The 25,065-nt window shown below is 69.5% G+C and carries 25 protein-coding genes; 19 read left to right on the forward strand and 6 right to left on the reverse strand.

All coding sequences use genetic code 11. The annotated features are described in order from the left end of the window. Positions 1–116 precede the first annotated feature (116 nt). From AB0M93_RS09355 to AB0M93_RS09365, 3 genes are all read left to right on the forward strand, one after another. Positions 117–404 carry a hypothetical protein gene (locus AB0M93_RS09355; RefSeq protein ID WP_364270143.1) on the forward strand — a complete coding sequence of 96 codons (288 nt, stop codon included), beginning with the start codon at positions 117–119 and terminating at the stop codon, positions 402–404. 93 nt (positions 405–497) lie between these two features. Beyond that, on the forward strand, positions 498–1,799 hold the full coding sequence (locus tag AB0M93_RS09360) for a DUF1800 domain-containing protein (protein ID WP_364270145.1): 1,302 nt from the start codon (positions 498–500) through the stop codon (positions 1,797–1,799). Beyond that, the gene (locus AB0M93_RS09365; RefSeq protein ID WP_364270147.1) at positions 1,796–3,004 is read left to right on the forward strand and encodes a DUF1501 domain-containing protein; all 1,209 of its coding nucleotides are present in this window, start codon (positions 1,796–1,798) and stop codon (positions 3,002–3,004) included. The genes AB0M93_RS09360 and AB0M93_RS09365 overlap by 4 nt, the downstream gene beginning before the upstream one ends. A 3-nt stretch (positions 3,005–3,007) precedes the next feature. Here AB0M93_RS09365 and AB0M93_RS09370 read toward each other — a convergent pair whose 3' ends face one another. The 5 genes from AB0M93_RS09370 to AB0M93_RS09390 form a co-directional block, all read right to left on the reverse strand. Further along, positions 3,008–4,312: a HAMP domain-containing sensor histidine kinase gene (locus tag AB0M93_RS09370; protein ID WP_364270149.1), complete on the reverse strand. Its 1,305-nt coding sequence runs from the start codon at positions 4,310–4,312 to the stop codon at positions 3,008–3,010. Then, complete coding sequence (locus tag AB0M93_RS09375; RefSeq protein WP_364270151.1) at positions 4,309–4,989, reverse strand: response regulator transcription factor; 681 nt, start codon at positions 4,987–4,989, stop codon at positions 4,309–4,311. The genes AB0M93_RS09370 and AB0M93_RS09375 overlap by 4 nt, the downstream gene beginning before the upstream one ends. Positions 4,990–5,023: 34 nt before the next feature. Further along, a complete protein-coding gene (locus AB0M93_RS09380) occupies positions 5,024–5,833 on the reverse strand; it encodes a hypothetical protein (protein WP_364270153.1) in 810 nt (269 codons plus the stop codon). 131 nt (positions 5,834–5,964) lie between these two features. Further along, positions 5,965–7,302: a hypothetical protein gene (locus AB0M93_RS09385; RefSeq protein WP_364270155.1), complete on the reverse strand. Its 1,338-nt coding sequence runs from the start codon at positions 7,300–7,302 to the stop codon at positions 5,965–5,967. Next, positions 7,292–9,553 (reverse strand): tetratricopeptide repeat protein, encoded by a 2,262-nt coding sequence (locus AB0M93_RS09390; protein WP_364270156.1) that lies wholly within the window; start codon positions 9,551–9,553, stop codon positions 7,292–7,294. Before AB0M93_RS09390 ends, AB0M93_RS09385 begins: the two co-directional genes overlap by 11 nt. Positions 9,554–9,777: 224 nt before the next feature. Between AB0M93_RS09390 and AB0M93_RS09395 the strand changes: the two genes are divergently transcribed. After that, a complete protein-coding gene (locus tag AB0M93_RS09395) occupies positions 9,778–10,548 on the forward strand; it encodes a hypothetical protein (protein WP_364270158.1) in 771 nt (256 codons plus the stop codon). Positions 10,549–10,590: 42 nt separating this feature from the next. Here AB0M93_RS09395 and AB0M93_RS09400 read toward each other — a convergent pair whose 3' ends face one another. Next, the gene (locus AB0M93_RS09400; RefSeq protein WP_364270160.1) at positions 10,591–11,199 is read right to left on the reverse strand and encodes a TetR/AcrR family transcriptional regulator; all 609 of its coding nucleotides are present in this window, start codon (positions 11,197–11,199) and stop codon (positions 10,591–10,593) included. A gap of 52 nt (positions 11,200–11,251) precedes the next feature. Here AB0M93_RS09400 and AB0M93_RS09405 point away from each other — a divergent pair, with 52 nt between their 5' ends. The 15 genes from AB0M93_RS09405 to AB0M93_RS09475 all read left to right on the forward strand — a co-directional run bounded on the left by AB0M93_RS09405 (position 11,252) and on the right by AB0M93_RS09475 (position 25,058). Continuing rightward, on the forward strand, positions 11,252–12,478 hold the full coding sequence (locus AB0M93_RS09405; protein ID WP_364270162.1) for an amidohydrolase family protein: 1,227 nt from the start codon (positions 11,252–11,254) through the stop codon (positions 12,476–12,478). Next, on the forward strand, positions 12,475–13,329 hold the full coding sequence (locus AB0M93_RS09410; RefSeq protein WP_364270164.1) for an alpha/beta hydrolase-fold protein: 855 nt from the start codon (positions 12,475–12,477) through the stop codon (positions 13,327–13,329). Before AB0M93_RS09405 ends, AB0M93_RS09410 begins: the two co-directional genes overlap by 4 nt. Continuing rightward, complete coding sequence (locus AB0M93_RS09415) at positions 13,319–14,617, forward strand: FAD-dependent oxidoreductase (RefSeq protein WP_364270165.1); 1,299 nt, start codon at positions 13,319–13,321, stop codon at positions 14,615–14,617. The genes AB0M93_RS09410 and AB0M93_RS09415 overlap by 11 nt, the downstream gene beginning before the upstream one ends. Before the next feature lie 175 nt (positions 14,618–14,792). Continuing rightward, a complete protein-coding gene (locus AB0M93_RS09420) occupies positions 14,793–16,757 on the forward strand; it encodes a hypothetical protein (RefSeq protein ID WP_364270167.1) in 1,965 nt (654 codons plus the stop codon). A gap of 223 nt (positions 16,758–16,980) precedes the next feature. Continuing rightward, positions 16,981–17,601, forward strand: a complete 621-nt coding sequence (locus AB0M93_RS09425) for an SIS domain-containing protein (protein ID WP_364270169.1) — start codon at positions 16,981–16,983, stop codon at positions 17,599–17,601. Next, positions 17,598–17,846 (forward strand): HypC/HybG/HupF family hydrogenase formation chaperone, encoded by a 249-nt coding sequence (locus tag AB0M93_RS09430; RefSeq protein WP_364270171.1) that lies wholly within the window; start codon positions 17,598–17,600, stop codon positions 17,844–17,846. Before AB0M93_RS09425 ends, AB0M93_RS09430 begins: the two co-directional genes overlap by 4 nt. Positions 17,847–17,852: 6 nt before the next feature. Continuing rightward, positions 17,853–18,542 (forward strand): SIS domain-containing protein, encoded by a 690-nt coding sequence (locus AB0M93_RS09435; protein WP_364270173.1) that lies wholly within the window; start codon positions 17,853–17,855, stop codon positions 18,540–18,542. Further along, complete coding sequence (locus AB0M93_RS09440; RefSeq protein WP_364270175.1) at positions 18,539–19,588, forward strand: hydrogenase expression protein HypE; 1,050 nt, start codon at positions 18,539–18,541, stop codon at positions 19,586–19,588. The genes AB0M93_RS09435 and AB0M93_RS09440 overlap by 4 nt, the downstream gene beginning before the upstream one ends. Positions 19,589–19,601: 13 nt before the next feature. Further along, the gene (locus AB0M93_RS09445) at positions 19,602–21,398 is read left to right on the forward strand and encodes a nickel-dependent hydrogenase large subunit (protein WP_364270177.1); all 1,797 of its coding nucleotides are present in this window, start codon (positions 19,602–19,604) and stop codon (positions 21,396–21,398) included. Further along, positions 21,398–21,916 (forward strand): NifU family protein, encoded by a 519-nt coding sequence (locus AB0M93_RS09450; RefSeq protein ID WP_364270178.1) that lies wholly within the window; start codon positions 21,398–21,400, stop codon positions 21,914–21,916. Before AB0M93_RS09445 ends, AB0M93_RS09450 begins: the two co-directional genes overlap by 1 nt. Continuing rightward, positions 21,913–22,530, forward strand: coding sequence for a DUF5947 family protein (locus tag AB0M93_RS09455; protein WP_364270180.1), 618 nt, complete (start codon positions 21,913–21,915; stop codon positions 22,528–22,530). Before AB0M93_RS09450 ends, AB0M93_RS09455 begins: the two co-directional genes overlap by 4 nt. After that, on the forward strand, positions 22,523–23,152 hold the full coding sequence (locus AB0M93_RS09460; protein ID WP_364270182.1) for a DUF6084 family protein: 630 nt from the start codon (positions 22,523–22,525) through the stop codon (positions 23,150–23,152). The genes AB0M93_RS09455 and AB0M93_RS09460 overlap by 8 nt, the downstream gene beginning before the upstream one ends. Then, entirely contained in the window at positions 23,149–24,291 is a 1,143-nt protein-coding gene (locus AB0M93_RS09465) for a hypothetical protein (RefSeq protein ID WP_364270184.1), read from the forward strand. Before AB0M93_RS09460 ends, AB0M93_RS09465 begins: the two co-directional genes overlap by 4 nt. Continuing rightward, a complete protein-coding gene (locus AB0M93_RS09470; protein ID WP_364270186.1) occupies positions 24,288–24,782 on the forward strand; it encodes a hydrogenase maturation protease in 495 nt (164 codons plus the stop codon). Before AB0M93_RS09465 ends, AB0M93_RS09470 begins: the two co-directional genes overlap by 4 nt. A 3-nt stretch (positions 24,783–24,785) precedes the next feature. Next, positions 24,786–25,058, forward strand: coding sequence for a HypC/HybG/HupF family hydrogenase formation chaperone (locus AB0M93_RS09475; protein WP_364270188.1), 273 nt, complete (start codon positions 24,786–24,788; stop codon positions 25,056–25,058). Positions 25,059–25,065: the final 7 nt, after the last annotated feature.

Genomic DNA, 25,065 nt, shown 5'->3' on the forward strand with positions numbered 1-25,065 from the left:
GCTCGAGCCTTTCCTCGGGTCTCGAAGCGAACACTCCGGGTTCCCGGCCCGGCCCCCGGCAACCGGCCTCCTCCGCCCGGACGTTTGCCGCCCGGAACACCGGGTACGGCCGTTCCATGACCGAAAAGGACGACACGACGACCGACGACGACCTGCGCGCCGAAGAATTCGACCGCGCCACCGTGCGGACGGTGCTGGCGGCCGGCGACTGGGCGGGCTGGGACGACCTGCTCGACTGGCTGCGCACCGAAGGCCCGGGCGTCCCGGAGCTGTCCCCCGGCGCGCTGCGCGGCATCCGGCAGGACGCCGAACGGGCCTGCGCCAAGGGATTCCCCTTCACCCACGACCCCGACCACCTCTACGCCGTCCTTCGCGGCCAGCACGAGGCGCGGGCTCGTGACTGAGTTCGCCCTCGGCGCACAGCATGCCTGTGGATCGGCTTAAGAAACCCCTGACAGCCTCGCCGCCGGGCCGTTCCGGGCGGCAGCATCGACGGCATGGTGGTGCTCTCCGAACGAGCCGCCGTCCGGCGGCTGCACGACCGGCTCGGCTTCGGGCCGCGGGCCGGTGATCTCGATCGCGGGTTCGCCGAGACCCGCGACCGGCTGCTGGGCGGCGGACCGGACCTCGGGGCGGCCGCGACGCCGATGCCCGATCCCGGGCCGCCGCCGGACAAGCCCGGCAAGAGCGCCGACCAGGCCGCCAAGCAGCAGGCGCGCAAGGCCGTTCAGGCGCAGGCCACGCAGGCCGCCGGGTGGTGGCTCGACCGGATGGTGGCCGCCGACCTCGCGTCCGTGGAACGGCTGACCTGGTTCTGGCACGGACACTTCGCCACCGGTGAGCAGAAGGTGCGCAGCCCGCGGCTGATGCTCGCGCAGAACCAGACCCAGCGCGACCACGCGCTCGGCAGCTTCACCGACCTGGCCCGCGCGATGGTCGTCGACCCGGCGATGTTGCTGTGGCTCGACGGCAACAGCAACAAGGCCGGCAAGCCGAACGAGAACCTCTCGCGGGAATTCATGGAATTGTTCACCCTCGGTATCGGGCACTACACCGAGGACGACGTCCGCGAGGCCGCCCGCGCGCTCACCGGCTGGACCGCCAAGCGCGACGCCACCAGCGCGCAGCTGGTCGCCAAGCGGCACGACAACGGCGTCAAGCGGATCCTGGGGGCCAGCGCCGATTTCGACGCCGAGTCCTTCGTGGACCTCGTCCTCGGCCGGCCGGATTCGGCCCCGTTCGTGATCGGGCGGATCTGGGCCCGGCTGGTGTCCACGACCCCGCCACCGGCGGACACGCTCAACCGGCTCGTGGCCGCCTACGGCAGCCGGCGTGACATCAACGCCTTGCTGCGCGCCATCACCGGCGAGGCGGCGTTCCACGACAGCGGGACCTCGCTGGTCAAGCAACCGGTCGAATGGCTGGCCGGGCTGCTGCGCGCGCTCGGCGTCCGGCCGGGGAAGCTCGACGAAAAGGCCCGTGGCCGGCTGCTGGCGGCGTTGCGCGGGATGGGCCAGGTGCCGTTCCAGCCGCCGAGCGTCGGGGGCTGGGCCGCGGGCGGGGCGTGGCTGACGACGTCGGCGGGCGTGGCGCGGCTGCACGCCGCGCAGCTGGTCGCCGCGCACGCGGATCTCGGCTCGGTGGCGAAGGCGCGGGACAAGGTCGCCGCGATCGGTGACCTGCTCGGCGTCGACGCCTGGTCCGACCGCACGCGGGGCGCGCTGGCCGGGGTGGCCGGCAACGTCCGCCAACTGTCCACTGTGGCCGCTTGTGCCCCCGAATACGTAGTGAGCGGGTGACGATCGTGCAGCAGGTGAACCGTCGCAGGTTCCTCACCGCGACCGGCGTGACGGCCGCCGCGGCCCTGGCCGCCGGCGCCACGCAGGTCGACTGGGGCCGGCTGATGTCGGCCGCGCAGGACGACCCCCTCGACCCCGGCGCCGGCGTGCTGGTGGTCGTCACCCTCTACGGCGGCAACGACGGGCTCAACACCGTCGTCCCGGCGAGCGATCCCGCCTACCAGAAGGCGCGGCCGGAACTCGCGTACCGGCCGGAAGAAGTCCTCGACCTGGGCGAGGGGCTGGGACTGAACCCCGGCATGAAGGGGTTCAAGTCCCTTTGGGACGGCGGGGAGCTCGCCGTGCTGCGCGGAGTCGGCTACCCGAAACCGGACCACAGCCACTTCCGCTCGATGGCGATCTGGCAGACGGCTTCCCCGGAGACGTCGGTGCCGACCGGCTGGCTCGGCCGCTGGCTCGACGCCACCGGTGACGACCCGCTGCGCGCGGTCTCGGTCGACCCGGTGCTGCCGCCGCTGCTCGCCGGTGAGCGCACCGCCGCCGCGTCGCTGCCGGTCGGCGGGCTGAAGCTGCCGGAGGGCGCGCTCGGCAAGGCGTTCGCCGGCCTCGGCGCGGCGCAGCCCGGCGAGGGTTTCTGGCAGGCGCGCGCCGCTCGATCGGTCACCGACCTGCACCGGGCCGTGCAAACGCTCGGCAAGCCGGCGAAGGACGGGCAGAAGGCCAAGGGCGAGCTGGCCGCTCAGCTCGACGTCGTCGCCGGGCTGCTCGAAGCGGGCGTGCCGACCCGGGCGTACTCGGTGTCGCTGGGCGGCTTCGACACCCACGCCGACGAACGCGGCACCCAGCAGCGGCTGCTGACCGAGCTGGACGGCGCGCTCACGCCGTTCGTGCAGCGGCTGGCCAAGACCGACCGCGGCAAGCAGGCGACGGTGCTGGTGTACTCGGAATTCGGCCGCCGCGTGACGGCGAACGCCAGCCAAGGCACCGACCACGGCACGGCGGGCCCGGTCTTCGTCCTCGGCTCGAAGGTCAAGGGCGGCTTCCACGGCGCCGAGCCCAGCCTGACCGACCTCGACGACGGCGATCTGAAGCTCACCACGGACTTCCGCGACGTCTACGCCTCGCTCGTCGAGAACGTCCTCGGCACGGACGCGGGCCAGGTCCTGCCCGGGCACAGCGGCCGCCTGGACGGCCTGTTCGCCTGAGCGTCACGGCACGGCGGGCAGGCCGGCCAGCCGGAACCGCGCTCCCCCGCCCGGCGCGGCCTCGCACCACAGGTCACCGCCGTGCGCCCGGGCGAAACCCCGGGCGATCGGCAGGCCCAGCCCCGAACCGGCCTGGCTGCGGGCGGCGTCGAGGCGGACGAGACGGTCGAAGATCCGTTCGCGTTCCGTGCCCGGGACGCCCGGGCCGGTGTCGGTCACCGTGACCCCGTCCGCGGTGATCTCGAGCGTGATGGTGCCCCGGCCGTCCATGGCGCGGACGGCGTTGCCGGTCAGGTTGGCGAGGATCTGGGTCAGCCGGGCCCGGTCGCCGAGCACGGTCGTGTCCGGCCCGGTCACCTCGACGGCGACGTCCGGCGCGGTCAGCCGCACCTGCTCGGCCTGCGCCTCGGCCAGCTCCCGCAGCGGCACCGGGGCCCGCTCGAGCTCGGCGCCCGCGTCGAGCCGGGCCAGGTCCAGCAGGTCGGCGACGAGCCTGCCGGCCCGCTGCGACTCGCGGACCACCAGCAGCTGCAGCCGTTCCCGGTCCTCGTGGGGCGTGTCCGGTGACTGCTGCAGCAACGCCTCGGCCGCCGCCTGGACACCCGCCAACGGCGTCCGCAGCTCGTGGGCCGCGTCGGCGACGAACCGCCGCGTCCGCTCTTCGGAAGCCCGCGCCGCGCCCTCCGCGCCTTCGAGCGCGTCCAGTGCGGAGTCGAACGCGACCGCCGCGCGCCCCAGCTCGGTTCCCGTCCGCTCGGGAGCGAGCCGGCCGCCGCGCTCACCGGACACGATCGACCGCGCCAGCCGGGTCATCACGTCCAGCGGGGCGAGCGCGAACCGGACGGCCAGCAGCAGCGCACCGGCGGCGACGGCCAGCGCAGCCAGCCCGGTGGCGAGCAGCACCCACCGCAGGCTCCGCTCGGCGGCCGCGATCAGCGACTCGTCGGCGGTGAGCGTCAGCTTGGCGCCGTTGATCCGCGGCGGCCCGGACAGCGTCGCGCGCACCAGCCGGATCCGCGCGTCGGCCGGCGGCGTCGGCGTGCCGAACAACGCGCCACCGGGCAGGGACAACGAGCCCGTCACGCCCCTGGTTTCGACGCGCCGCACCAGCGTCTGCGGCGACACGTTCTGCTTGGCCAGCTGCTGCGCGAGCTGGACCCGGGTGGTGAGCACCGTGTTCACGTCCCGCTCGGCCTGCGCGCGGAAGACCGCGTCCACCACCAGGCCGACGGCGACCAGCACCACCGCCAGCACCACCAGCACGGTGACGGTGACCCGGCGGCGCAGCGACGCCGTCCGCAGACTCACGGCTCGCCGCGCAGGACGTACCCCTGACCGCGCACGGTGTGCAGCACGCGCGGGCCGTGCGCTTCGAGCTTGCGGCGCAGCGTGCTGACGTTGACCTCGACGAGGTTCGGCGCGGAGTCGCCGTAACCCCACACCGCGGTGAGGACCTGGGTCTTGGACACCACCCGGCCGCGGTGCTGGGCGAAGTACATCAGCACCTTCCACTCGGTCGAGGTCAGCTCGACGTCAGCGTCGCCGTAGCGGGCGCGGCCGCCTTCGACGTCGATCACGAGGTCCCCGACCTCGACGGCCGGCCGGGTCCGCCCGGTCCGGCGCAGCACCGCGGTCACCCGGGCGACGAGTTCGGCGAGCACGAACGGCTTCACGATGTAGTCGTCGGCCCCTTCGCCGAGCCCGCGCAGCCTGTCCTCGACGCCGTCCCGCGCCGTCAGCATCACCACCCCGGCGGCCGAGGTCCGCCGGATCACCCGCAGCAGCTCGAACCCGTCCCGCCCGGGCAGCATGACGTCCAGCACCACCAGATCCGGCCGGGTCCGGACCAGCTCCCCTTCCAGCTCCGCACCGTCGGGCCGCGAACGCACCGAAAAGCCCGCATCGGCCAAAGCGGACTCGACCGGCACCCGGATCGCTTCGGCGTCCTCGATCACCAGCACGCGCGGCGGCGTCAGCTCATCCACCCCGCCAGCTTAAGGCCGGCGTCACCGGATGTTGTCAGGCCGCCTGCGTGGTCACGGCGGTGACGCTGTTGCCCGGCAGGCAGGTGCCGGTCGAGGTGTCCGGCGCCGTCACGACCGGTGCGTACACCACGTAGTCCTGGCCCGTCTGGACGTTGTGGCAGGCGAGGCGGGCCTGGTACCGGCCGCTGTCGCACTGGGCGCTGCCGCGGCCGTAGTACATCGTGCTGCCCTGGACGATCCAGGCGCTCCACGTCATGCAGCCGGCCAGTCCCGCGGCCGCCGGATCGGCGACCGCCTGCACGATTTGGGCCGTGTTGCCCGTGTTGCAGGTGATCGAGACGGCGTTCGGCGCGGTCACCGCCTGAGTGCCGTACACGATGTAGTAGTCCCCGGTCTGCTCGTTCTTGCACAACGATTTGACGCGGTACTGCCCGGTGTCGCACTGCGCCTGCCCGCGGCCGTGGAACAGGTTGCTGCCCTGGCTGACCCACTCGGTCCAGGAGACGCAGCCGGTGAGGCCGGCATCCGGCGGATCGGTCACGGCGAACACCGACAGCGCGGAGTTCCCGGTGCGACACAGCACCGTGGCCGTCGCGGGCGCGCTCACGACCTGGGTGCCGTAGATGACGTAACCGGCCCCGGTCTGGTTGTCGAGGCAGACTTCTTTCGCCTTGTACCGCCCGCTCGTGCACTGCACGCTGCCGAGCCCGTCGAAGTAGTCGCTCCCCTGCTGCACCCACTGGATGGAGGTCGTGCACCCGCTGGGCGCGACCGCCACGGCCACCGGAGCAAACCCGGCCAGCCCGAGTGCCACCACTACGAAGACGACAAGCCACTGCTTCACCACGAACGCCCCCAGAGCCGGATTCCCCCACCGACCGTGGACGCTATCACCGGAACGAACGGCGATCGACGCTCTCACCGGGCATTCAGCCCTCCAGCGCAACCGCTGCGCCACCCAGGTGACGGCAAACGTCAGTGCGCCCGGCGTATTGCCCGGTTGAGCCGGACCCGCTCGAAGAACACCTTCCGCCGCCGCAGATCGGCGATGGACGACGCCTTGCGGTCCACTTCGTTCCGGGCCAGCTCAAGCCACCTGCGCGCTTCGCTCATCTCCCCCGCCGCGACCAGCACGTCATGTCGCGCCAAATAGACTTCCTCTTTGCGCAGGGCCGGCATCGTGCCGCTGACCTCCAGCCGGCGTACGGCGCGCTCGCTCAGTCCCAGCGCCGTTGGCACGTCGTCGCGGGCGGCCGCGACCCGTGCGCCCAAAGCCAAGGCGGCTATCTCACTGCGCTGGAAGCCGGTTCGAGTACATTCGGCCACCGTCTCGTCCAGCAGTGCCGCGGCACGGGACAGGTCCCGTCCCGGGAATTCCTCGTCCATCAGCAGTTCGGCCAGGAAGTTCCGCACCAGAGGCAGCAGCGAGACGTTCCCGGATGCGCGTACTTGCCGCCACCCCTCGACCAACGGGCCTTCCGCGTCCGCCGGCCGTCCTGCTTCGAGGTACAGCTTGCCGAGCTGGGCGAAGTTGTACCCTTGGTGCCCGCTTTCGCGCGAATCGGGGCCGAGCAGTGCCAGTGCGGCCCGCAGCACCTCCTCGGCTTCCTCGAACCGGCCTTCGGCGGTGAGCAGCTGACCGAGGTAGTTCGACATCATCGCGCGTGCGTCGACAGCGACCAGCTTGTCCAGAGACTCGCGCAAGTGCAATTCGGCTGCGCCGAACGAGCCTTTGTCGAACTCGGCCACGCCGATGTACCCGACGAGCCGGGTCCGGATGCCCTCCGACAGCATGATGTCTTCCGGGTGACGGAAAGACCCGGGCAGTTTCGCAAGTGCGTGTGCCTCGTGCAGGAGCTTGAGACCACGAGCAAGGTTCCGCCCCACGGTGTGGTGTCCCAGCCGGGCGAGTGCCGCCAGCTCGGTGAACCGATCCCCCGCCCGCCGGGCGAGTTCCACGGCCGCGTCCAAGGTCGCCACCGACTGCGTCAGGCTTTCGGCGGTGACCTGCGCCGTGCCCCTCAGGTAGTGGACCACCGCCAGGTCTGCCGGATCGCCAGTGCGTGCGGCGGCCTCGTCCGCGCGCTCGATCAGTTGTCGCACTGGGACGTAGCGATCCGAGACGACGGCGTCCCGCCACCACATTTCCGAAGCGCTCAGCAGCAGGCGAATGACGCGCAGCTCCATCGCGGCGTCTTGACCCGAATCGCTTGCGCCCAGGTAATCCGTGCTCCACCGGATGACGCCCTCGTAGTCACCCCGGCGGAAACTGGACAACGCCGTCGCGAAATCGCCGGCCACCTCAGCTTTCATCGTCTTCTGCCCCTTGTCCCGATTTTTCTCCGGACTGCCGGTTGTCCGCGATCAGGGCCGCTTCGGCTTCCAGCCACTCCGCCGGGACCAGGTCGGCGTTGCCACGGGAACTGGTTGCGGCGGCCAGGAGGCCGCTTGCCGCTGCCGCCCGGTCACCGGCGACCATGGCTCGCGCGGCGTCGGCAAGCCGGTTCATGGCGGCCAGCTCACGTGCGCCCGCCCGGCCGAGCGCCTGCCCCGCGTCGCTCGCCGCAGCCGCAGCCGCGGCGTGGTCACGGCGCCGCCAGGCGAGCCACCCGAGGTTGTACAGGCACATCCCGGCGATGCGCGGTATCTGCTGCTCGAGCCCGCACTCATGACCGCGCAGCAGATTCTCTTCCGCCTCACCGTATTGACCCAGAGCCAGGTGGGCGATACCCATCACGTTGTATGCGTAACCGAGTGCCTCGGTGATCCCGGCTTTCTCGTAGTGGTCCAAGGCCAGTCCGGATGCGTCGATGGCCCGCTGCCAGTTCTGGGCCACGACGGCGGCAAGTGCGTCAGCGTCGTGTGCCTGTGCCCGTCCACCGTCGTCATCGGCCTTGTCGGCGTGCACTCGCATCCGCTCGGCGACTCGCTGTGCCTCGGACACGTTCCGTCGATAGCTGTGCGTCAGGCTCAGGCTCAGCAGCGTCCGGCTCAGCAGCTCGAACTCCCCGATCTCTTCGGCGAGCCGCTCGGAGCGGGTGAGTGGCGCTACGGCGAGGTCCAGCTCCCCCAGTTGCCGGTACACATCGCCCAGGGCATAGGTCGCCCGCTGCCGCAGACGGATGTCGTCGACCTGTTCGGACAACTCGACCGCGGCGCTCAGGATGTCGGAGGCTTCCTCCAGCGAGCCGCTCAGCATGAGGCTCAAGCCGTATCCGACCAGGTGGCCCAGCTTGATATCGCCGGTCAGCCGGTCCAGGAGCTGTTCATGCATGGCGACGACCGCGCCGGCCGCTCCCCGCCAGATCAGGAACTCGTCAACTTCCGCGAGCACCTGTGCAGCCACCTCGTGATCGCCTGCCCGCACCCGGTGCGCGAACTCGCGGCGCTGGGGAAGCACATCGTCGGCGGTCCGCCACCCGTCACGAGCCGATTTGGTCGACGCGTACCAGTCGGCCACGTGGCGGTCGAGCTGCCTCCTGCCGAGCAGCCCGTCGGGACTGAGTTCCGAGAAGACGAGGTCCGCGTCCAGCGGGTGCAAGCGGAAGCAGTGATTGACGCGATCCACGGTCACCATCCGCCCACGCGCCGCCAGCCTGGCCAAGGCGGCGGCCACATCCAGATCGGGGGCGATGGGCCGCAACACCGAAGCGACCGCCTCCACCGGGGTCGGCCGCCCGAAAACGGCAAGCACGTCCAGGACGAGCCGCGTCTCGTCGTCCAGCCGGCGTACGCCCTCTTGAGCGAGGTTCTTCACCATGTCACCCCGGGTGGCATAGGTGTCGAGCAGCCTTTGCAGCGTCGGCAAGGTCAGGTAGTCCTCGACCAGCGCCCCGAAGGCCAGTTCGATGGCGCGCGGCACGCCGTGCAGCCGGCTGACGGCTGTTGCCAGCTCGGCGTCGGACATTCTTTCCAGCCCGGCCTCCCCGTCGCGATCGAGTTCGCGGAGGAGGGCGACGCCGTCACCCGGCGGCAGTCCGTCATCGAGGTAGATCCGGGTCTCGTACCGGCGCACGGCCGGGGGCAGCGCGATCGGCACCTGCGTGGTGACCAGAACCTGGACCAGGTGGCGAGTCCGGAACAGGGCCTCGAAGAAATCGCGCAGGTCTCCGTCCAGCGGTTCGCCGACATCCGTCAGCCGGTCCTCGAGGTTGTCGAGCACGAGCAGGCACCGGTGCCCGGTGAACGCGTCGAGCAACTCGGCCACCTTGTCGACCACCGCACGGGAGCCGGTCCACGCGGACAGCAGGTTCTCCTCGGCTTCGCCGCCGAGCAGCCGCGCGCAGTCCAGAAAGATGCGTTCCAGCGACAGGCCGCTGGTTCGGCTGCTGATGTTCGCGATCATCCAGGGAGCGCGATCGTCTTCGATTCGCGCGACGATCCGTGCGGCCAGCGCACTCTTGCCGATACCGCGCCGCCCGACGATCGTCACCAACCTCGTCCGTCCGTCAGTGAGTGCACGCAACACTTTCTCCTGCTGGAGCGTCCTGTCCTTGAACGTCTCCAAACCGTAGGCGACCGGTGTCCCGACGACTCGCACCGGACGCTTGACATCTGCACTCAAGGGTCGCTCCTTTGCCAGTCCCCGTAACACCGGCCAGGTGGACGGCTACTAAAGAACGTCGAGTCTTCCAGTTCCGGAGCCGGGTTGCAGCCACCAACCCGGCAATTGCGCGTAGGAGCCTGCCGATGTCACGGAGAGTTGTCGCAGCTGCCCTCGCTACCGCGCTCGGGCTGGTCCTCGTGATTTGGGGGTGGTTGATTCAAGGCTGGGAGTACGTGCCGGGGTTGCTGCTGCAGGTGGGCACCACGCTGGGGCTGGCAGCCCCGCTGATCGTGCTGACTCGCATGATCGAAGAGCGGGTGCGCCGCACGGAGAAGCGCGTGGCCGACGTCAGCGCGCAAGTGCGGGAAACGCAGGACCGCCTCGACAACATCGGCGAAGTCACCCGGGAAGGCCTCCTGAACCGACAACATCGGCGTTTGGCGCTGCTGCGTGAGGCTTCGCGGACCCCCACCGCCGAACGACTGGAAGTGCTGCTCCGCGAACTCACCGCGATCAACTCGATCGATGCCGGCGGAGTTCGGGTGCGGCTCCCCGGCACGACGCGTTGGCTGCGCTTCACGACGACTGGGAGCGACGGTGGCGTGCGCGTCGTCCGGGAACAGCGCGACGGCAAGCCGGTGGTCACGGTCGATTGGCCGGACGGTGGAGCGATCGGCGTGGTGGCCAGAGGATTGGAGTGCCCTGACGCCCAGTTCGAAGCTGCCTGCCGGGTATTGGTGGACACCCTGGCTGCCGCGTTGTCCGCGGAGGTCGGCGAGACCGAGCTGAAGCTGGGACGGGTGATCGAGGTGCCCAACGAGCAGTGGGTCATCTCCAGTGACGGGCTGCGCTGCACTCAGCGGTACGTGCACATTTCGGTCGATCAACTGCTGGACTCGCACCAGGATTGGCGCAGCCATATGTTGACCAAACCGTGGGTGAATCACGAAATGTTCAAAGACGCCTACCGGACCGCCTCGGAACTCCTGGCTGCACGGCGTCGTTCGGACTAGTTCTCCGGCACTCTCGCGATCATTTTGCCTCCGCGAGGCCCATTACCGGTCGGATGAACGTCCCTGTCGTGTCCTCGAACCGGATCGGTCTCCGCCCATGCGCAGGATCAAGGCGACCGCGTCTTCAGAGTGAGCTCCCGGCGTCAGAACCTTCTGCAGGAGCAGGCCACGTATCGCGGCGACGGTGACAGTGGCCGAGTTCAGCGCTTCCTCGGTGCCGAGCCCTTCGCGTTCGGCGAGCGAGGCCAGCATCCTGGTCAGGTCGTCGAGTGAGTCGATGAACTCGCGGAAGTCCTCCGGGTTGTACGCGGCGAGTCCTACGACGTGGAAGAAGCCGCGGACGCGCGACAGCTGATCCGGGCTCGTGTAGGCGCGCCAGATCGCCACGACCAGGTCGTCGAAGGTGCCGTGGCGGGCAGCCTCCAGCAGTGCCTCGTTGTCGCGGGTTCGCTGCGCCTTGAGCATGGCCGCCAAGACGCCCGGGAGTGACCCGAAGTGGTACCGCAGAAGGGCGTGGCTGGTCTCGGCCCTGGCCGCGACCTCGCGCAGCGACACCTCCGGCGCGGGAAGGGCGCCCTCGAAGGCGTCGAGGAGCCGGGCCAGGAGTCGCTCGCGGGCGTCGCCGTTGCGTTCGCTGCTTGACAGGACCACCGCCGCAGTTTATCCATTGGAAAAGAGATGCGCCAGCCGGAGGGGACGACTCGTGGGACGGTTTCAAGTGGCCGGTGCGACGGTCGTCGACGGATCGGGTCATGACCCGGTCGAGGTCGACGTCGACATCGAAGACGGGCTGATCACCCAGGTGGGCGCCTCCGGTACCCGCGGCGAACGCCTCGACGCCGCCGGTCTGACGATGACGCCCGGCCTGATCGACGCGCACGTCCACTTGGGCTTGTCGAGCCCGATCCAGCCGCAGTTCTCGTTCCGGATCTCCGCCGCCGAGCTCGCGGCGGACATCTTCGCCACGGCCGGCGCGACCCTCGACGCCGGCTTCACCACCGTCCGGGACACCGGCGGGGTCGACGGCGGCCTCGTCACCGCGATCGCGAAGGGCAAGGTGCGGGGGCCGCGGGTGCTGTCGTGCGGACCGGTCCAGTGCCAGATCGGCGGGCACGGCTACTACGGCGCCGACTGGGAGCCCACCGAGCTGTGGAGCAGTCACCACCTGCCCGGCCTGTGCGCCCTGTCCATGATGTCCGGCAACGCCGACGAGCTGCGGCACAACGTGCGCGAGGCCTTCCGCCGTGGGGCCTCCTTCCTGAAGCTCTGCGTGACCGGCGGGGTGGTGGGCGCGCACGACCGGCTGACCGACACCCAGTTCACCGTCGAGGAGATCGCCGTCGCGGTCCAGGAAGCCGCGGCGCGGGGCACCTACGTGACGGTGCACGCCCACAACAACGAGGGCATCCGGAACGCGGTCGAAGCAGGAGCGCGCTGCGTCGAGCACGGCACCGGCCTCGACGAATCCACGGCCGCCCTGATGGCCGCGCACGGGGTGGCCCTCGTGCCGACGTTCGCCGTCGTCGAGCAGCTGCTGCACGACACCGCCGGAGCGGGCCTCGACCCATCGACCCGCGACCGGGTGCTGGGGGTTCGTGAGCGGATGACCGAGGCGCTCGCGGCCGCCAAGGAGGCCGGAGTGCGGATCGGGCTGGGTTCCGATCTCATCGGCCCGGCTCAGGGCCGCCGCGGCGAGGAGCTCCGGCTGCGCGCGAAGCTCGAAACACCCATGGAAGCCCTCGTGGCGGCCACCAAGACCAACGCCGAGATCCTCGGCCTGTCCGGCCGGGTCGGGGTCATCGCCCCCGGCGCGCAGGCCGATCTCGTGTTGTGGAACGGCAACCCGGTCGAAGACCCCGAGCTGTTCGCTGATCCCGCCAATGCCGTCCTCGTTCTCCAGGCCGGCCGAATCGTGAAGGACCTCCGATGAGCACCATGTGGCAGGGCTGCCTCGCCGACACCGACTACTTCGAGCTGCGGTCCGGCAGCGGTCACGACTACGGCGTCTGGGTCACCACACCACCGGGCTACGACCCCGCCACCGCGCAGGCGCCTGCCGTGTACGTGCTCGACGGCAACTGGGCCGTGGGCATGACGGCTCCGCTCATCGTCACCCAGAAAGACCCCATGCAGCAGATCCGGCCCTACATCCAGGTCAGCGTCGGCTACGCCGGCGAGGACGCCCAGCACTGGGCACGGCTGCGCAACCGGGACCTCGTGCCGCCCGGCGAGCCCATCGCCCCGGAGTTCGTCGACGCCGTGGAGGCCGGAATCCGGACGGGCGCGATGACCCGGGAGGAAGCCGACGCCTACCTCGCCGAATTGAAGGAAACCCACGCCGACGCGTTCCTGGGCTTCCTCACCGGGGAACTGCACCCGCGGATCGAACGCGACTACGGCACCGCCGCGAGCGGCCACGGCCTCTTCGGCTACTCCTACGGCGGGCTCTTCAGCCTCTACGCCTGGCTCACCGGCAGCACACTCTTCGAGAGCATCGGAGCGGGCAGCCCCGGTGTGGTCGGTGAAGACAGCCAGATCTTCGCCATGCTCGAAGAACGGGGCGACAGCCTGCCTGCCGCCCAGCTCCACCTGACCCTCAACGACCGAGAGCTCCTCGGGGACCTGCCCGTCTACCAGAACCTCACGAAGAACGCGGCCACCGTCCTGCACCGCCTGACCGCCCGCGGCGGAGCGGTCACCAGCGCGGTCCTGCGCGAAACACACGTGACCGGTCTGCAGGCCTCGTTCCTCAGCTACCTCAGGACCTGCCGTGCCCGGTGAGCGCCCGAACGCCGATGCCGTCGTGATCGGGGCGGGGGTGATCGGATCGTCGATCGCCCTCGAGCTCGCGCGGGCGGGGCACCGGGTGCTCGTGCTCGATCGGGCCGCCGGAGCCGGCCAGGGGTCGACCTCGGCCTCGAGTGCGGTCGTCCGGTTCAACTTCTCCACCACCGCCGGAGTGGCGACGGCGTGGGAAGCGCACTTCGGCTGGCTCGACTGGGCCGGCCACCTCGGCCACGACGTCGGCGACCTCGCGGTGTTCCGGCGCAGTGGCCTGGTCATGCTGGACGTCGAGGCGGCGCCGCGCGAGTCATGGCTTCCGTTGTTCGACGAAATCGGTGTTCCCTACGAGGAATGGGACAGCGCGACCTTGGCCGAGCGCGTGCCGGGTATCGACACCGGCCGCTATTGGCCGCCGAAGCGGCTCGACGACGAGGAATTCTGGGCGGACGCGGAACACTCGCTCGGCGGCGTGTACACCCCGGACGCCGGTTACGTCTCGGACCCGGGCCTCGCCGCCGTGAACCTCGCCGCCGCGGCCTCGGCGTGCGGCGCGGAGTTCCGCTTCCGCAGCACCGTGACCGCGGTGGAAGAGTCCGGCGGGCGCGTGACGTCGGTGCGGCTGTCGGACGGCACCCGGATTCCCTGCGCCATCGTGGTCAACGCGGCCGGACCGTGGTCGGGCGCGCTGAATCGCCTGGCCGGCGTAGGTTCCGATTTCACGGTCGGGATACGCCCGATGCGGCAGGAAGTGGCGCACGTGCCGGTCCGGGAGGGGTACGGCGGGCCGGTGGTGGCGGACATGGATCTGGGCACCTACTTCCGCGCAGAAGCAGGAGGGGGCCTGCTCGTCGGCGGAACGGAACCGGAGTGCGATCCGCTGCAGTGGACCGACGACCCGGACGCCGTCGACATCCACCCGACGGCCGCGGTCTTCGAGGCCCAGGTGACGCGGGCCGCGCGGCGGTTGCCCGATCTGCCGGTCCCCAACCGGGCGCGCGGTGTGGTGGGCGTTTACGACGTCGCCGACGATTGGACGCCGATCTACGACCGCACCGAACTCGACGGTTTTTACGTGGCGATCGGAACGAGCGGCAACCAGTTCAAGAACGCGCCGGTCGTGGGGCAGCTGATGACGGAGCTGATCAACAAGGTGGAGAACGGCGCCGACCACGACGCGGTGCCCGTCCGGTTCCGGGCCCCGCACACCGGCCTGGAAATCGACCTGGGTGCGTTCTCCCGCAAGCGCACCCGGAACACCGCGAATTCGGGCACGGTGCTGGGCTGAAGCCGGACGAGAAGTTGCCGGCTCGGAGACGCGCACCGGAGTCTTTGATCATCAACGCCGGAACATGATCACGGACAGACCTCGAGCTTTGCATTTCTGGATGAGTTGTAGCAGGTTTGGTGATCGAAGCGACTGAACAGGATGAGATCGGGAACGCGGCAGGAGGAGTGGGTCGGTGCGAGAAGCTGTCGAGCTCGTGGCGGCCTGGGCTGCCCAGCGCGACCACGCCGTTCCCGGTCTCGCCGCGCGGGTCGGCGAACTGGTCGTGGAGGTTATCGGGGACGACTCCGCGGTCCGGCAACTGCTGTCCGAAGCAGCAGCGGGAGTGGTGACCGAGCGGACGCTCGTGCGAGCGGCTCTCGCGGTGGAGGACGAGATAGAGCGCAACTTGGTGTTCGCCCGCGACCTAAGCACCGCCCTGGGTTCAGCGGACGGTGTCAACACCATGCTGGTGTCCCCGGTTCACCCGAGCTACGCGGCCGTGAAGGTTGTCGGAGCGGTCAAGGATGCCGTCATCTCAGACGATGTCGACGTCGTGGGGCGCCTGTTCTTCGGTCGCGACGACGCCGAACACGACATGGCGGACGGATTGCTCCGGAACGGCTTCGTGCCGACCGCGGTCTACGCGGAAGTCACCGCGGGCCGGAAGAACCTGATCATCGGCCGCAAGGGAACTGGCAAGAGCGCGATCTGCATGCGACTGGCCATGAGCAACGGAGAACCGAACGGAACCTATTTGATCACGCCGGACGACGCCGCAGGCGAGGCCTTCCGGCGCTTCGCATTGGAAGGACTTACCGGCCCCGCTGCCAAGGCTCTGCTCTGGCGGTACGTGGTCGCGGTCCACGCTGCTCGTTTCCTCGTCCGGCACGCAAGCAGTGCGGCGACCCGACGGCGGCGCCCCTCGTCGGTCGGAGTGCTGGAACGGTTCCTGCGGGACAACAATGAACTCGCCGACCAGAGTTTCTATCACCGGGTCACCAGCGCCGGCCGAGGGCTTGTGTCGTCGTTCTCCCTGGAAGCCTTCGGCGTCAGGGTGGCTGTCGACGCGAAGAACGCGCCGGCCGGCGCGCATGCTTCACGGCAATTGGAGGTCGTCGAATCGGGTGTACGCCAGGCATTCGACGATCTTGAGTGGACAAAGAAGCACGGCACGCTTCTGGTTTTGGTGGATCAGCTGGAACAAGTCTGGTCGGGCGAGCCGGAGAGCGCGGCGCTGGTCGTAGGGCTGTTACTGGCAGGGAAGCACGTGGCGCTCACTTACGGGAAGTCGCTGCGCTGTGTCTCTTTTGTGCGTTCGGATATCTACGACACGCTCGACTTCGGCGACGCGGACAAGTTCCACAGTGACGAAATCCGGATCAGCTGGACCACCCACCAGCTCCGCGAACTCGCGATCGCGAGGGCCGGCGCCGCTCTCGGGAGGAAGCTGGCGCCGGACGAACTGTGGGGTGAGATCTTTCCCGAAGAGGTCCTTGGCCAGCCGACCGCGGACTACCTTTTCGAGCGCACCCTTCCGCGCCCTCGCGACGCGATCCAGTTCCTCAACCAGTGTCGCGATATGGCTTTCGGCAACGGCCACAATCGAATCACCGAGGCAGACGTCGTCGACGCGACGCTCGTCTTCTCCCGATGGAAAGTGCTCGACCTGGCGAAGGAGTACGGGATCCGATTCCCGTTCCTGAGCTCCCTGTTGTCCATCTTCCGAGACTCCGGGCACGAGCTTTCTCGCACCGACATCGCACGGCTCTTCCAGCCGTTCTTGAGAGACTTGAAAAGACGCAACGGGCAGTATTTGCAACTTCTCGATTCCGACGTGATTATCGAACTGTTGTTTTCGGTCGGCTTCCTGGGAGTCCACCGGGGATCAGGCTTCGTCTACGCCGGAACGACGGAGACATCGATACAACCGCATGAGTATTTGTTCTGCATCCATCCTTGCTTTCGCCCAGCACTCAATGCGGTGCAACCATCAGTGGGGCCCCTGACCAATGTGATCACCGGCCTCACTATCGGCACGGCCATCCAGCTGGGTCACATTCACGGCGATATCACAACGGACAACGTGGTGGCCGGAGGCGACATCAACCTGCAACCACGCCGGGGAACATCCCCGCATGCCAAGCCAGCCGGTGAATGAATCTCCGATCCGCCGGTGCCTGCACGACCAGGGCACGTTCAGCCCACGGACAGCCTTCGCGCGGGTCCGGCCATGAGGCCGAACAGGCGCTCGCCCGGCCGGAGCACGGCCGGGACGACCGAGTGCAGCATTTCCGACCTATCGTTCTATTGTGTGATTCAGCTCACAGCTCTAGCCTGAGGTGGGCTCCACCACCGAGCAGCAGCCCGGAGGAAGTACCGCGATGCCGTGGTCACCGAATCACCCGGACTCCGTCGACGCCCTCTTCGAGCGCCGGAAGGCGCCGGTGCTCGCCCTGGCCGAGGACGCCGGGACGGTCGCCGCGGCGTGTCACGGCATGGCGCGCCGGTTCCAGCTCGGGGGCAAGCTCGTGGTGTTCGGGAACGGCGGGCCCAGCACCGATGCCCAGCACGTGGCGGTCGAGTTCGTCCACCCGGTGATCGTCGGCAAGCATGCGCTGCCCGCGCTTTCGCTGACCGCCGACGTCGCGACCGTCACCGGCGTCGCCAACCGCGTCGGCCTCGAAGACGTCTTCGCCCACCAGCTGCGGATCATCGGGGAACCGGCCGACATCGCTCTGGGCATTTCGGCCGACGGCGAGTGCGCCAACGTCCGCCGGGCGCTCGAGACGGCCCGCGACCTCGGGATGCTCACCGTCGCGCTCACCGGTCGTAACGGTGGCGCGATCGCCGCGACTACGGGGCTGGACCACGTCTTCGTCGCCCGCTCGGCCGACCCGCGGATCGTCAAGGAGGTGCACGTGACCACCTACCACGTGTTGTGGGAGCTGGTGCACGTCTTCTTCGAACACCCCGGTGCGCTGACTTCGGAGGTGGCGTCGTGAGCGCCGGTGACGCCGACAGAGCAGCCGGCCCCGTCTGCCACGACGGGGTGTGCATCACCTGCTCCGACACCGCGGTCGAAGTGACCGTCGTCGAACTCCTGGACCTCGGGTTCGCCGTCGTGGACACCGGCTCGGGCCGGGAAGAAGTGAGCGTCGCGCTGGTCTCGGCCGGCGTCGGCGACCGGGTCCTGGTGCACGCCGGGGAAGCCATCGCCCGCTTGGAGAACCCCCAGCCGAGGAGTTGACTCGCGATGACACGGGAACAGTCCCCCGTGGGCGCGGACGGTCTCGAAGCGCTGTACCCGTTCCTGTACTCGGGGAAAAGCGACCTCGACGCCGTCCTCCGCCAGGTCGATCAGTCCACTGTGGACAAAGTGCACGAGATCGTCGCGCTGCGGGCCGACGTGCTCGCGGCCGACCGCGACCGCCTGTTCGCGTGTGCGCAGGACCTCGCGCGCGCGTTCGCCGCCGGCGGCCGGCTGCTCGCCTTCGGCAACGGCGGCAGCTCGACCGACGCGCAGGACCTGGCCAGCCTGTTCCTGAGCCCGGCCGGCGACGCGCGGCCGTTGCCCGCCTTCGGGCTGACGAACGACATCGCCGTGGTGACCGCCCTGTCCAACGACATCGGGTTCGACGTCGTGTTCGCCCGGCAGATCGGCGCGTTCGGGCGGCCCGGCGACATCGCGGTGGGCCTGTCCACCAGCGGGAACTCCGCGAACCTGGTGCGCGCCTTCGACGAAGCCGCCCGGCGCGGCCTGGTGACCGTCGGCATCGCCGGCTACGACGGCGGGAAGATGGCCGAGCTGGACAGCATCGACCACCTCTTCGTCGTCCCGTCACCGTCCGTGCACCGCATCCAGGAAGCCCAGACGACCCTTTACCACGCGCTGTGGGAGCTGACCCTCGGCGCACTCGACGAACTCGGGGTTGATCAGCCGTGACACAGACCGAGACCGAAGTACAGCCCATCCACATCCTCTGGATCAACGCCGGTCTGTCCTGCGACGGCGATTCCGTCGCGCTGACGGCCGCCACGCAACCGAGCATCGAGGAAATCGTCCTCGGCGCTTTGCCCGGCCTGCCCAAGATCGCGGTCCACTGGCCGCTGATCGACTTCGAATGCGGCCCCGACAAGGGGGCCGACACGTTCATCGAGTGGTTCTACAAAGCCGACCGCGGTGAGCTGGAACCGTTCGTGCTGGTCATCGAAGGCTCGATCCCGAACGAGGCGATCAAGGAAGAGGGCTACTGGTGCGGGTTCGGGAACAACCCCGAGACCGGCCAGCCGATGACGACCAGCGAGTGGCTGGACCGCCTGACGCCCAAGGCGCTGGCCGTCCTGGCCGTCGGCACCTGCGCCACCTACGGCGGCATCCACGCGATGGAGGGCAACCCGACCGGCGCGATGGGCGTGCCCGACTACCTGGGCTGGGACTGGAAGTCCGGCGCCGGCATCCCGATCGTCTGCGTGCCCGGCTGCCCGACCCACCCGGACAACCTGTCCGAGACCATCACCTACCTGCTCTACCAGGCCGCCGGACAGGCGCCGATGATCCCGCTCGACGACCACCTGCGGCCGCAGTGGCTCTTCGGCGCGACCGTGCACGAAGGCTGCGACCGCGGCGGCTACTACGAGCAGGGCCAGTTCGCCGACGCCTACGACTCCCCCAAGTGCCTGGTCAAGCTGGGCTGCTGGGGCCCGGTCGTCAAGTGCAACGTGCCCAAGCGCGGCTGGATCAACGGCGTCGGCGGCTGCCCGAACGTCGGCGGCATCTGCATCGGCTGCACCATGCCGGGCTTCCCGGACAAGTTCATGCCGTTCATGGACGAGCCGCCGGGCGCGCAGGTGTCGTCGTTCGCCAGCGGAGCCTACGGGTCGGTGATCCGGCGGCTGCGGAAGATCACCGAGCGCAAGCTCGACAAGGAGCCCAAGTGGCGGCACACGGGCAAGAAGCTCAAGACCGGCTACCAGTCTTCGTGGCGCTGAAAGGGGTCGGGACATGACGGAGACGCAGACCGACAAGGGCATCAGCACCAAGGGCCGGACCGACCTCGTCGAAATGGCGTGGGACCCGATCACCCGGATCGTCGGCAGCCTCGGTATCTACACGAAGATCGACTGGGCCGCCAAGCGGGTCGTCGAGTGCCACAGCACGTCGTCGGTGTTCCGCGGCTACAGCATCTTCATGAAGGGCAAGGACCCGCGCGACGCGCACTTCATCACCAGCCGGATCTGCGGGATCTGCGGCGACAACCACGCGACCTGCTCGGTGTACGCGCAGAACATGGCCTACGGCGTCCGCCCGCCGCACCTCGGCGAGTGGATCCTCAACCTCGGCGAGGCCGCCGAGTACATGTTCGATCACAACATCTTCCAGGAGAACCTGGTCGGGGTCGACTACTGCGAGAAGATGGTCGCCGAGACCAACCCCGGTGTCCTGGAGCAGGCCAACCGCACCGAGGCACCGCACGCGCGTGACCACGGGTACAAGACCATCGGCGACATCATGCGCTCGCTGAACCCGCTGGAGGGCGAGTTCTACCGCGAGGCCCTGCAGGTCAGCCGCAGCACGCGGGAGATGTTCTGCCTCATGGAAGGCAGGCACGTCCATCCGTCCACTTTGTACCCGGGCGGCGTCGGCACGGTCGCCACCGTGCAGCTGTTCACCGACTACCTGACCCGGCTGATGCGCTACGTCGAGTTCATGAAGCGCTGCCTGCCGATGCACGACGACCTGTTCGACTTCTTCTACGAAGCCCTGCCCGGCTACGAAGAGGTCGGCCGGCGGCGGGTCCTGCTCGGTTGCTGGGGCAGCCTGAACAACCCGGAGTACTGCGACTTCAGCTACGAGAACATGGAGTCCTGGGGCCGCAAGATGTTCGTGACCCCCGGCGTGGTCGTCGACGGCAAGCTGGTCACGACCAGCCTGCTCGACATCAACCTCGGCATCCGGATCCTGCTCGGCAGCTCGTTCTACGAAGACTGGGCCGACCAGCCGATGTTCGTCACCCAGGACCCGCTGGGCAACCCGGTCGACCAGCGCCACCCGTGGAACCAGCACACCATCCCGCGCCCGGCCAAGCGCGACTTCGACGGCAAGTACTCGTGGACGATGTCGCCGCGCTGGTTCGACGGCACCGACCACCTGGCCCTCGACACCGGCGGCGGCCCGATCGCGCGCCTGTGGGTGACCGCGCTCGCCGGGCTGGTCGACACGCCCTACGTCAAGTCGACCGGGCACAGCGTCACGATCACCCTGCCGCGCACGGCGACCAAGCCCGAAGCGAACTTCGAGTGGAAGATCCCGCAGTGGAGCAACGCCCTCGAGCGCAACCGCGCCCGGACGTACTTCCAGGCGTACGCGGCCGCGATGGCGCTGCACTTCGGCGAGCAGGCCCTCGGTGAGGTCCGCCAGGGCCGCACCAAGACGTGGGAGCCGTTCAAGGTCCCGGACGAAGGCGTCAGCTGCGGCTTCACCGAGGCCGTCCGCGGTGTGCTGTCGCACCACATGGTGATCAAGGGCGGCAAGATCGCGAACTACCACCCGTACCCGCCGACGCCGTGGAACGGCAGCGTGCGCGACAGCTTCGGCACGCCGGGGCCGTACGAGGACGCCGTGCAGAACACGCCGATCTTCGAGGAGAACACGCAGGAGAACTTCAAGGGCATCGACATCATGCGCGCGGTCCGCAGCTTCGACCCGTGCCTGCCCTGCGGCGTCCACATGTACACCGGCAAGGGCAAGGTCATCGAGCGGCTGCACACCCCGCACGCGTTCGGCGGGGAGCTCGGCTGATGACCGACGTCGACCGGGTCGGCGAGCGCATCGAGCAGCTGCTGGGCGAGTTCGACGGTGCCGACGCCGAGCTCGCCGAGGACCTCGTCCACACGCTGATCGAGTTCTACGGCGCCGGCCTGGCCCGGATCGTGGAGCTCGTCGAGCGGCCCTTGCTCGACCGCCTCGCCGAGGACGAGCTCGTCCGCGGCCTGCTCGTGCTGCACGACCTGCACCCCAGGTCGACGCACGAGCGGGTCACCGAGGCGCTCGACAAGGTCCGGCCGTACCTGGGCTCGCACGCCGGCGACGTCGAGTTCGTCGGGATCGACGACGGCGTCCTGCGGCTGCGGCTGCAGGGCACCTGCGACGGCTGCCCGTCTTCGACGGTCACCGCGAAGTACGCCATCGAGCGCGTGGTCCGGGAGGCGGCGCCGGAGATCTCCGACGTCGTCGTCGAAGGGGTCGTGCCGGAGGAGATCGGTCCGGGTGGCCGGACGCTGCTGCCGCTGGTGCCCTGCCCCGTGGAGGTTCCGTGACCGGCGGCCTGCGCAGGTTCCGCACCCCCGCCCCGCGCGCCGCGCCGGGCGAGAAGTGCGAGATGTGCGCGGAACCGATCGGCGCGGAGCACGGGCACGTCATCGACCTCGAATCCCGGACGATCCTGTGCACCTGCCGGGGCTGCTACCTGCTCTTCACCCACCGCGGGGCGGGCGGGAAGCGGCACCGGGCGGTGCCGGACCGGTTCCGGCACGCTCCCCGGTTCGGGCCGGGGACGGCGCTGTGGGAGTCGGCCGGGATCCCGGTGAAGACGGCGTTCCTGTTCCGCAATTCGGCGCAGGACCGCCCGGTCGCGTTCTACCCGAGCCCGGCGGGGGCGACCGAGTCGCTGCTGCCGCTGGGCACGTGGGACGAGCTGCTGGCGGGCACGCCGGCGTTCGCCGACATCGCCGACGACGTCGAGGCCCTGCTGCTGAACCAGCTCGACCTGGGTTTCGAGTGCTTCCTGGTGCCGATCGACGTCTGCTACGAGCTGGTCGGGCTCGTCCGGACGACGTGGCGGGGCTTCGACGGCGGCACCGAGGCGCACGAGGCGATCGACGGGTTCTTCGCGCGCCTGCGGGCGCGCAGCGAGGTCGTGGCCGATGACTGAGCTGACCTTCGACTGCATCGACGTCCGGCCGCTGAAGTACGCCGCGTCGCCGACGCTGGCGTTCAAGCTGCGGATCTCCGAGCTGACCGGGCAGCCCGTGCACGCGATGGTGCTGCGCGTCCAGATCCGCATCGAGCCGCAGCGCCGCCGGTACAGCGACGACGAGTCGGAGCTGCTCACCCACCTCTTCGGCGAGCGGTCCCGGTGGGGCGAAACGCTGAAGCCGTTCCAGTTCACGTCCGTGTCGGTGACCGTGCCCGGGTTCGCCGGCGCCACCGAGGTCGACGCCGAAGTGCCGTGCACCTACGACCTGGAGGTCGCGGCCGGCAAGTACTTCCACGCGCTGGCCGACGGCGTCGTGCCGATGGTGCTGCTGTTCAGCGGGACGGTGTTCGGCAAGGGCGGGCCGGGGTTCTGGGTCGAGCAGGTGCCGTGGCACACGCAGGCCGAGTGCCGGATGCCGGTGGCCGTCTGGGACGAGCTGATGGACCGGTACTTCCCGAACGCCGGCTGGATCAAGCTGCCGCACGAAACGCTCGACGCCCTGCTCAAGTACAAGGCGGAGCACGCCATCCCGACCTGGGAAGCCGCGATCGAGCAGCTGCTGGCCGGTGGGCCGTGAACGTCATGGACCAGGCCCGCGCGGTCGGGGACGCCGTGCTCTACGAGGGCTACCTCCTCTACCCGTACCGGGCGTCGGCGGGCAAGAACCGCGTGCGCTGGCAGTGGGGCGTGCTCGTGCCGCCGTCGTACGCGTCGGCCGAGATCGGCGAGCACGCGTCGGCGCGCGTCGAGTGTGTCATCGAACCCCTCGAACGCACGATCCTGCACGTCAAGCTGCGATTCCTGCAGGCTCGGCCGCGGCTCGTCGACGACACCACGTGGGACGAAGGCGTCGAGCACGAGATCGACTTCGAGCTGCCCCTTTCCGCACTGCCGGCCGAGCGGCCGTTCGACGTGCGCGACGAACTGTCCGGCGTCCTCGTCGCCAGGGCCGACCCGCTCGACGGGCCGTTCGGCGGCACCCGGCTGCGCGTCGAGGTGCACAACACGACGTCGTGGCCCTCCGACGGCGTCCGCGAGCACGCCCTGCGGCACGCGTTGCTGGCCGCCCACCTCGTGCTCAGCGTCGACACCGGGCACTTCCTGTCGATGCTGGACCCGCCGGAGTGGGCGAAACCGGCGGTCGAAGCCTGCCGGCAGGAGCGGCTGTGGCCGGTGCTGATCGGCGACACCGCCCGCAGCACGGTGGTGCTCGCGTCGCCGATCATCCTCTACGACGATCCGGCGATCGCGCCGGAAAGCCCGGGTGACCTGTTCGACGGCACCGAGATCGACGAGATCCTCACGCTGCGCACGATGACGCTGACCGACGAGGAGAAGCGAGAGGCCCGGGCCACCGACCCGCGGGCGGCGGCCATCGTCGACCGCGTCGACACGATGCCGCCCGAGCTGCTGGAGCGGCTGCACGGCGCGGTCCGGTCCCTGCGGCCGGTCGAGCCTTCGGTGGTGGTCGCCGGCGTCCGCGTCACGGCGGGGTCGAAGGTGCGGCTGCGGCCGGACCTGCGCGGTGCGGACGCCCAGGACATGTTCCTGGCCGGCAAGACCGCCACCGTGCGGGTCGTGCTGTCCGATGTGGACGGGGTCGAGTACCTCGCGGTCACCCTCGACGACGACCCGGGCGCCGACCTGCAGCACTCGCACGGCCGCTACCGGTACTTCTCCCCCGACGAGATCGAGCCCCTGGAGGTCGCGGAATGAGGCCACGAGTCCTGGTCGCCGGCGTCGGCAACATCTTCCTGGGTGACGACGGTTTCGGCGTCGAAGTCGTCAAGGAGCTGGCGGGCACCGACCTGCCGGACTGGGTGCAGATCGCCGACTACGGCATCGCCGGCATGCACCTGGCCTACGACCTGCTGGGCGGCTACGACACGACGATCCTGCTGGATGCGACACCGCACGGACGGCCACCCGGCACGCTCTCGCTCATCGAGGCCGACACCGAGGACCTGGCAACGGCGTCGATCGACGCGCACGGCATGCAGCCCGAAGCGGTGTTCCGGCTGCTGCGGCTGCTCGGCGGGGACGCGGGCCGGGTGCTGATCGTCGGCTGTGAACCGGGGTGTGTCGACGAAGGGATCGGACTGTCCCCCGAAGTGGCCGCGGCCGTTCCGGCCGCGGTCCGCGCCGTCACCGAACTCGTGTGGGGCACCCGCCCCGAGCTGCCGGTCCAGGAGAAGACGGAGGTCTGAGCCATGTGCCTCGGCATACCGGGCGAGATCATCGAGATCAGCGAGGAGCGGCCGGACCTCGCGAAGGTCTCGGTCAGCGGGGTCAAGCGGCAGATCAACATCGGCCTGCTCGAAGACGATCCGCCGAAGCCGGGCGACTGGATCCTCATCCACGTCGGCTTCGCACTGTCCAAAATAGACGAAGCGGAGGCGGCGGCCGCGCTGGAGTTCCTCGAAAGCATCGGGAAGGCGTACGAGGACGAAATGGCCGCGCTGCTGCAATCCCAGATCGAATAGGAGTCGC

The sequence above is a fragment of the Amycolatopsis sp. NPDC051102 genome (assembly GCF_040682815.1).
Lineage (GTDB): Bacteria > Actinomycetota > Actinomycetes > Mycobacteriales > Pseudonocardiaceae > Amycolatopsis.

What these genes read in the sequence shown, in the direction of transcription:
- AB0M93_RS09450 (WP_364270178.1), top strand. Translation starts at nt 21,398, where the DNA reads ATGACCGACGTCGACCGGGTCGGCGAGCGCATCGAGCAGCTGCTGGGC.
- AB0M93_RS09360 (WP_364270145.1), top strand. Translation starts at nt 498, where the DNA reads ATGGTGGTGCTCTCCGAACGAGCCGCCGTCCGGCGGCTGCACGACCGG.
- AB0M93_RS09445 (WP_364270177.1), top strand. Translation starts at nt 19,602, where the DNA reads ATGACGGAGACGCAGACCGACAAGGGCATCAGCACCAAGGGCCGGACC.
- AB0M93_RS09425 (WP_364270169.1), top strand. Translation starts at nt 16,981, where the DNA reads ATGCCGTGGTCACCGAATCACCCGGACTCCGTCGACGCCCTCTTCGAG.
- AB0M93_RS09470 (WP_364270186.1), top strand. Translation starts at nt 24,288, where the DNA reads ATGAGGCCACGAGTCCTGGTCGCCGGCGTCGGCAACATCTTCCTGGGT.
- AB0M93_RS09355 (WP_364270143.1), top strand. Translation starts at nt 117, where the DNA reads ATGACCGAAAAGGACGACACGACGACCGACGACGACCTGCGCGCCGAA.
- AB0M93_RS09435 (WP_364270173.1), top strand. Translation starts at nt 17,853, where the DNA reads ATGACACGGGAACAGTCCCCCGTGGGCGCGGACGGTCTCGAAGCGCTG.
- AB0M93_RS09410 (WP_364270164.1), top strand. Translation starts at nt 12,475, where the DNA reads ATGAGCACCATGTGGCAGGGCTGCCTCGCCGACACCGACTACTTCGAG.
- AB0M93_RS09475 (WP_364270188.1), top strand. Translation starts at nt 24,786, where the DNA reads ATGTGCCTCGGCATACCGGGCGAGATCATCGAGATCAGCGAGGAGCGG.
- AB0M93_RS09385 (WP_364270155.1), bottom strand. Translation starts at nt 7,302, where the DNA reads ATGAAAGCTGAGGTGGCCGGCGATTTCGCGACGGCGTTGTCCAGTTTC.
- AB0M93_RS09460 (WP_364270182.1), top strand. Translation starts at nt 22,523, where the DNA reads ATGACTGAGCTGACCTTCGACTGCATCGACGTCCGGCCGCTGAAGTAC.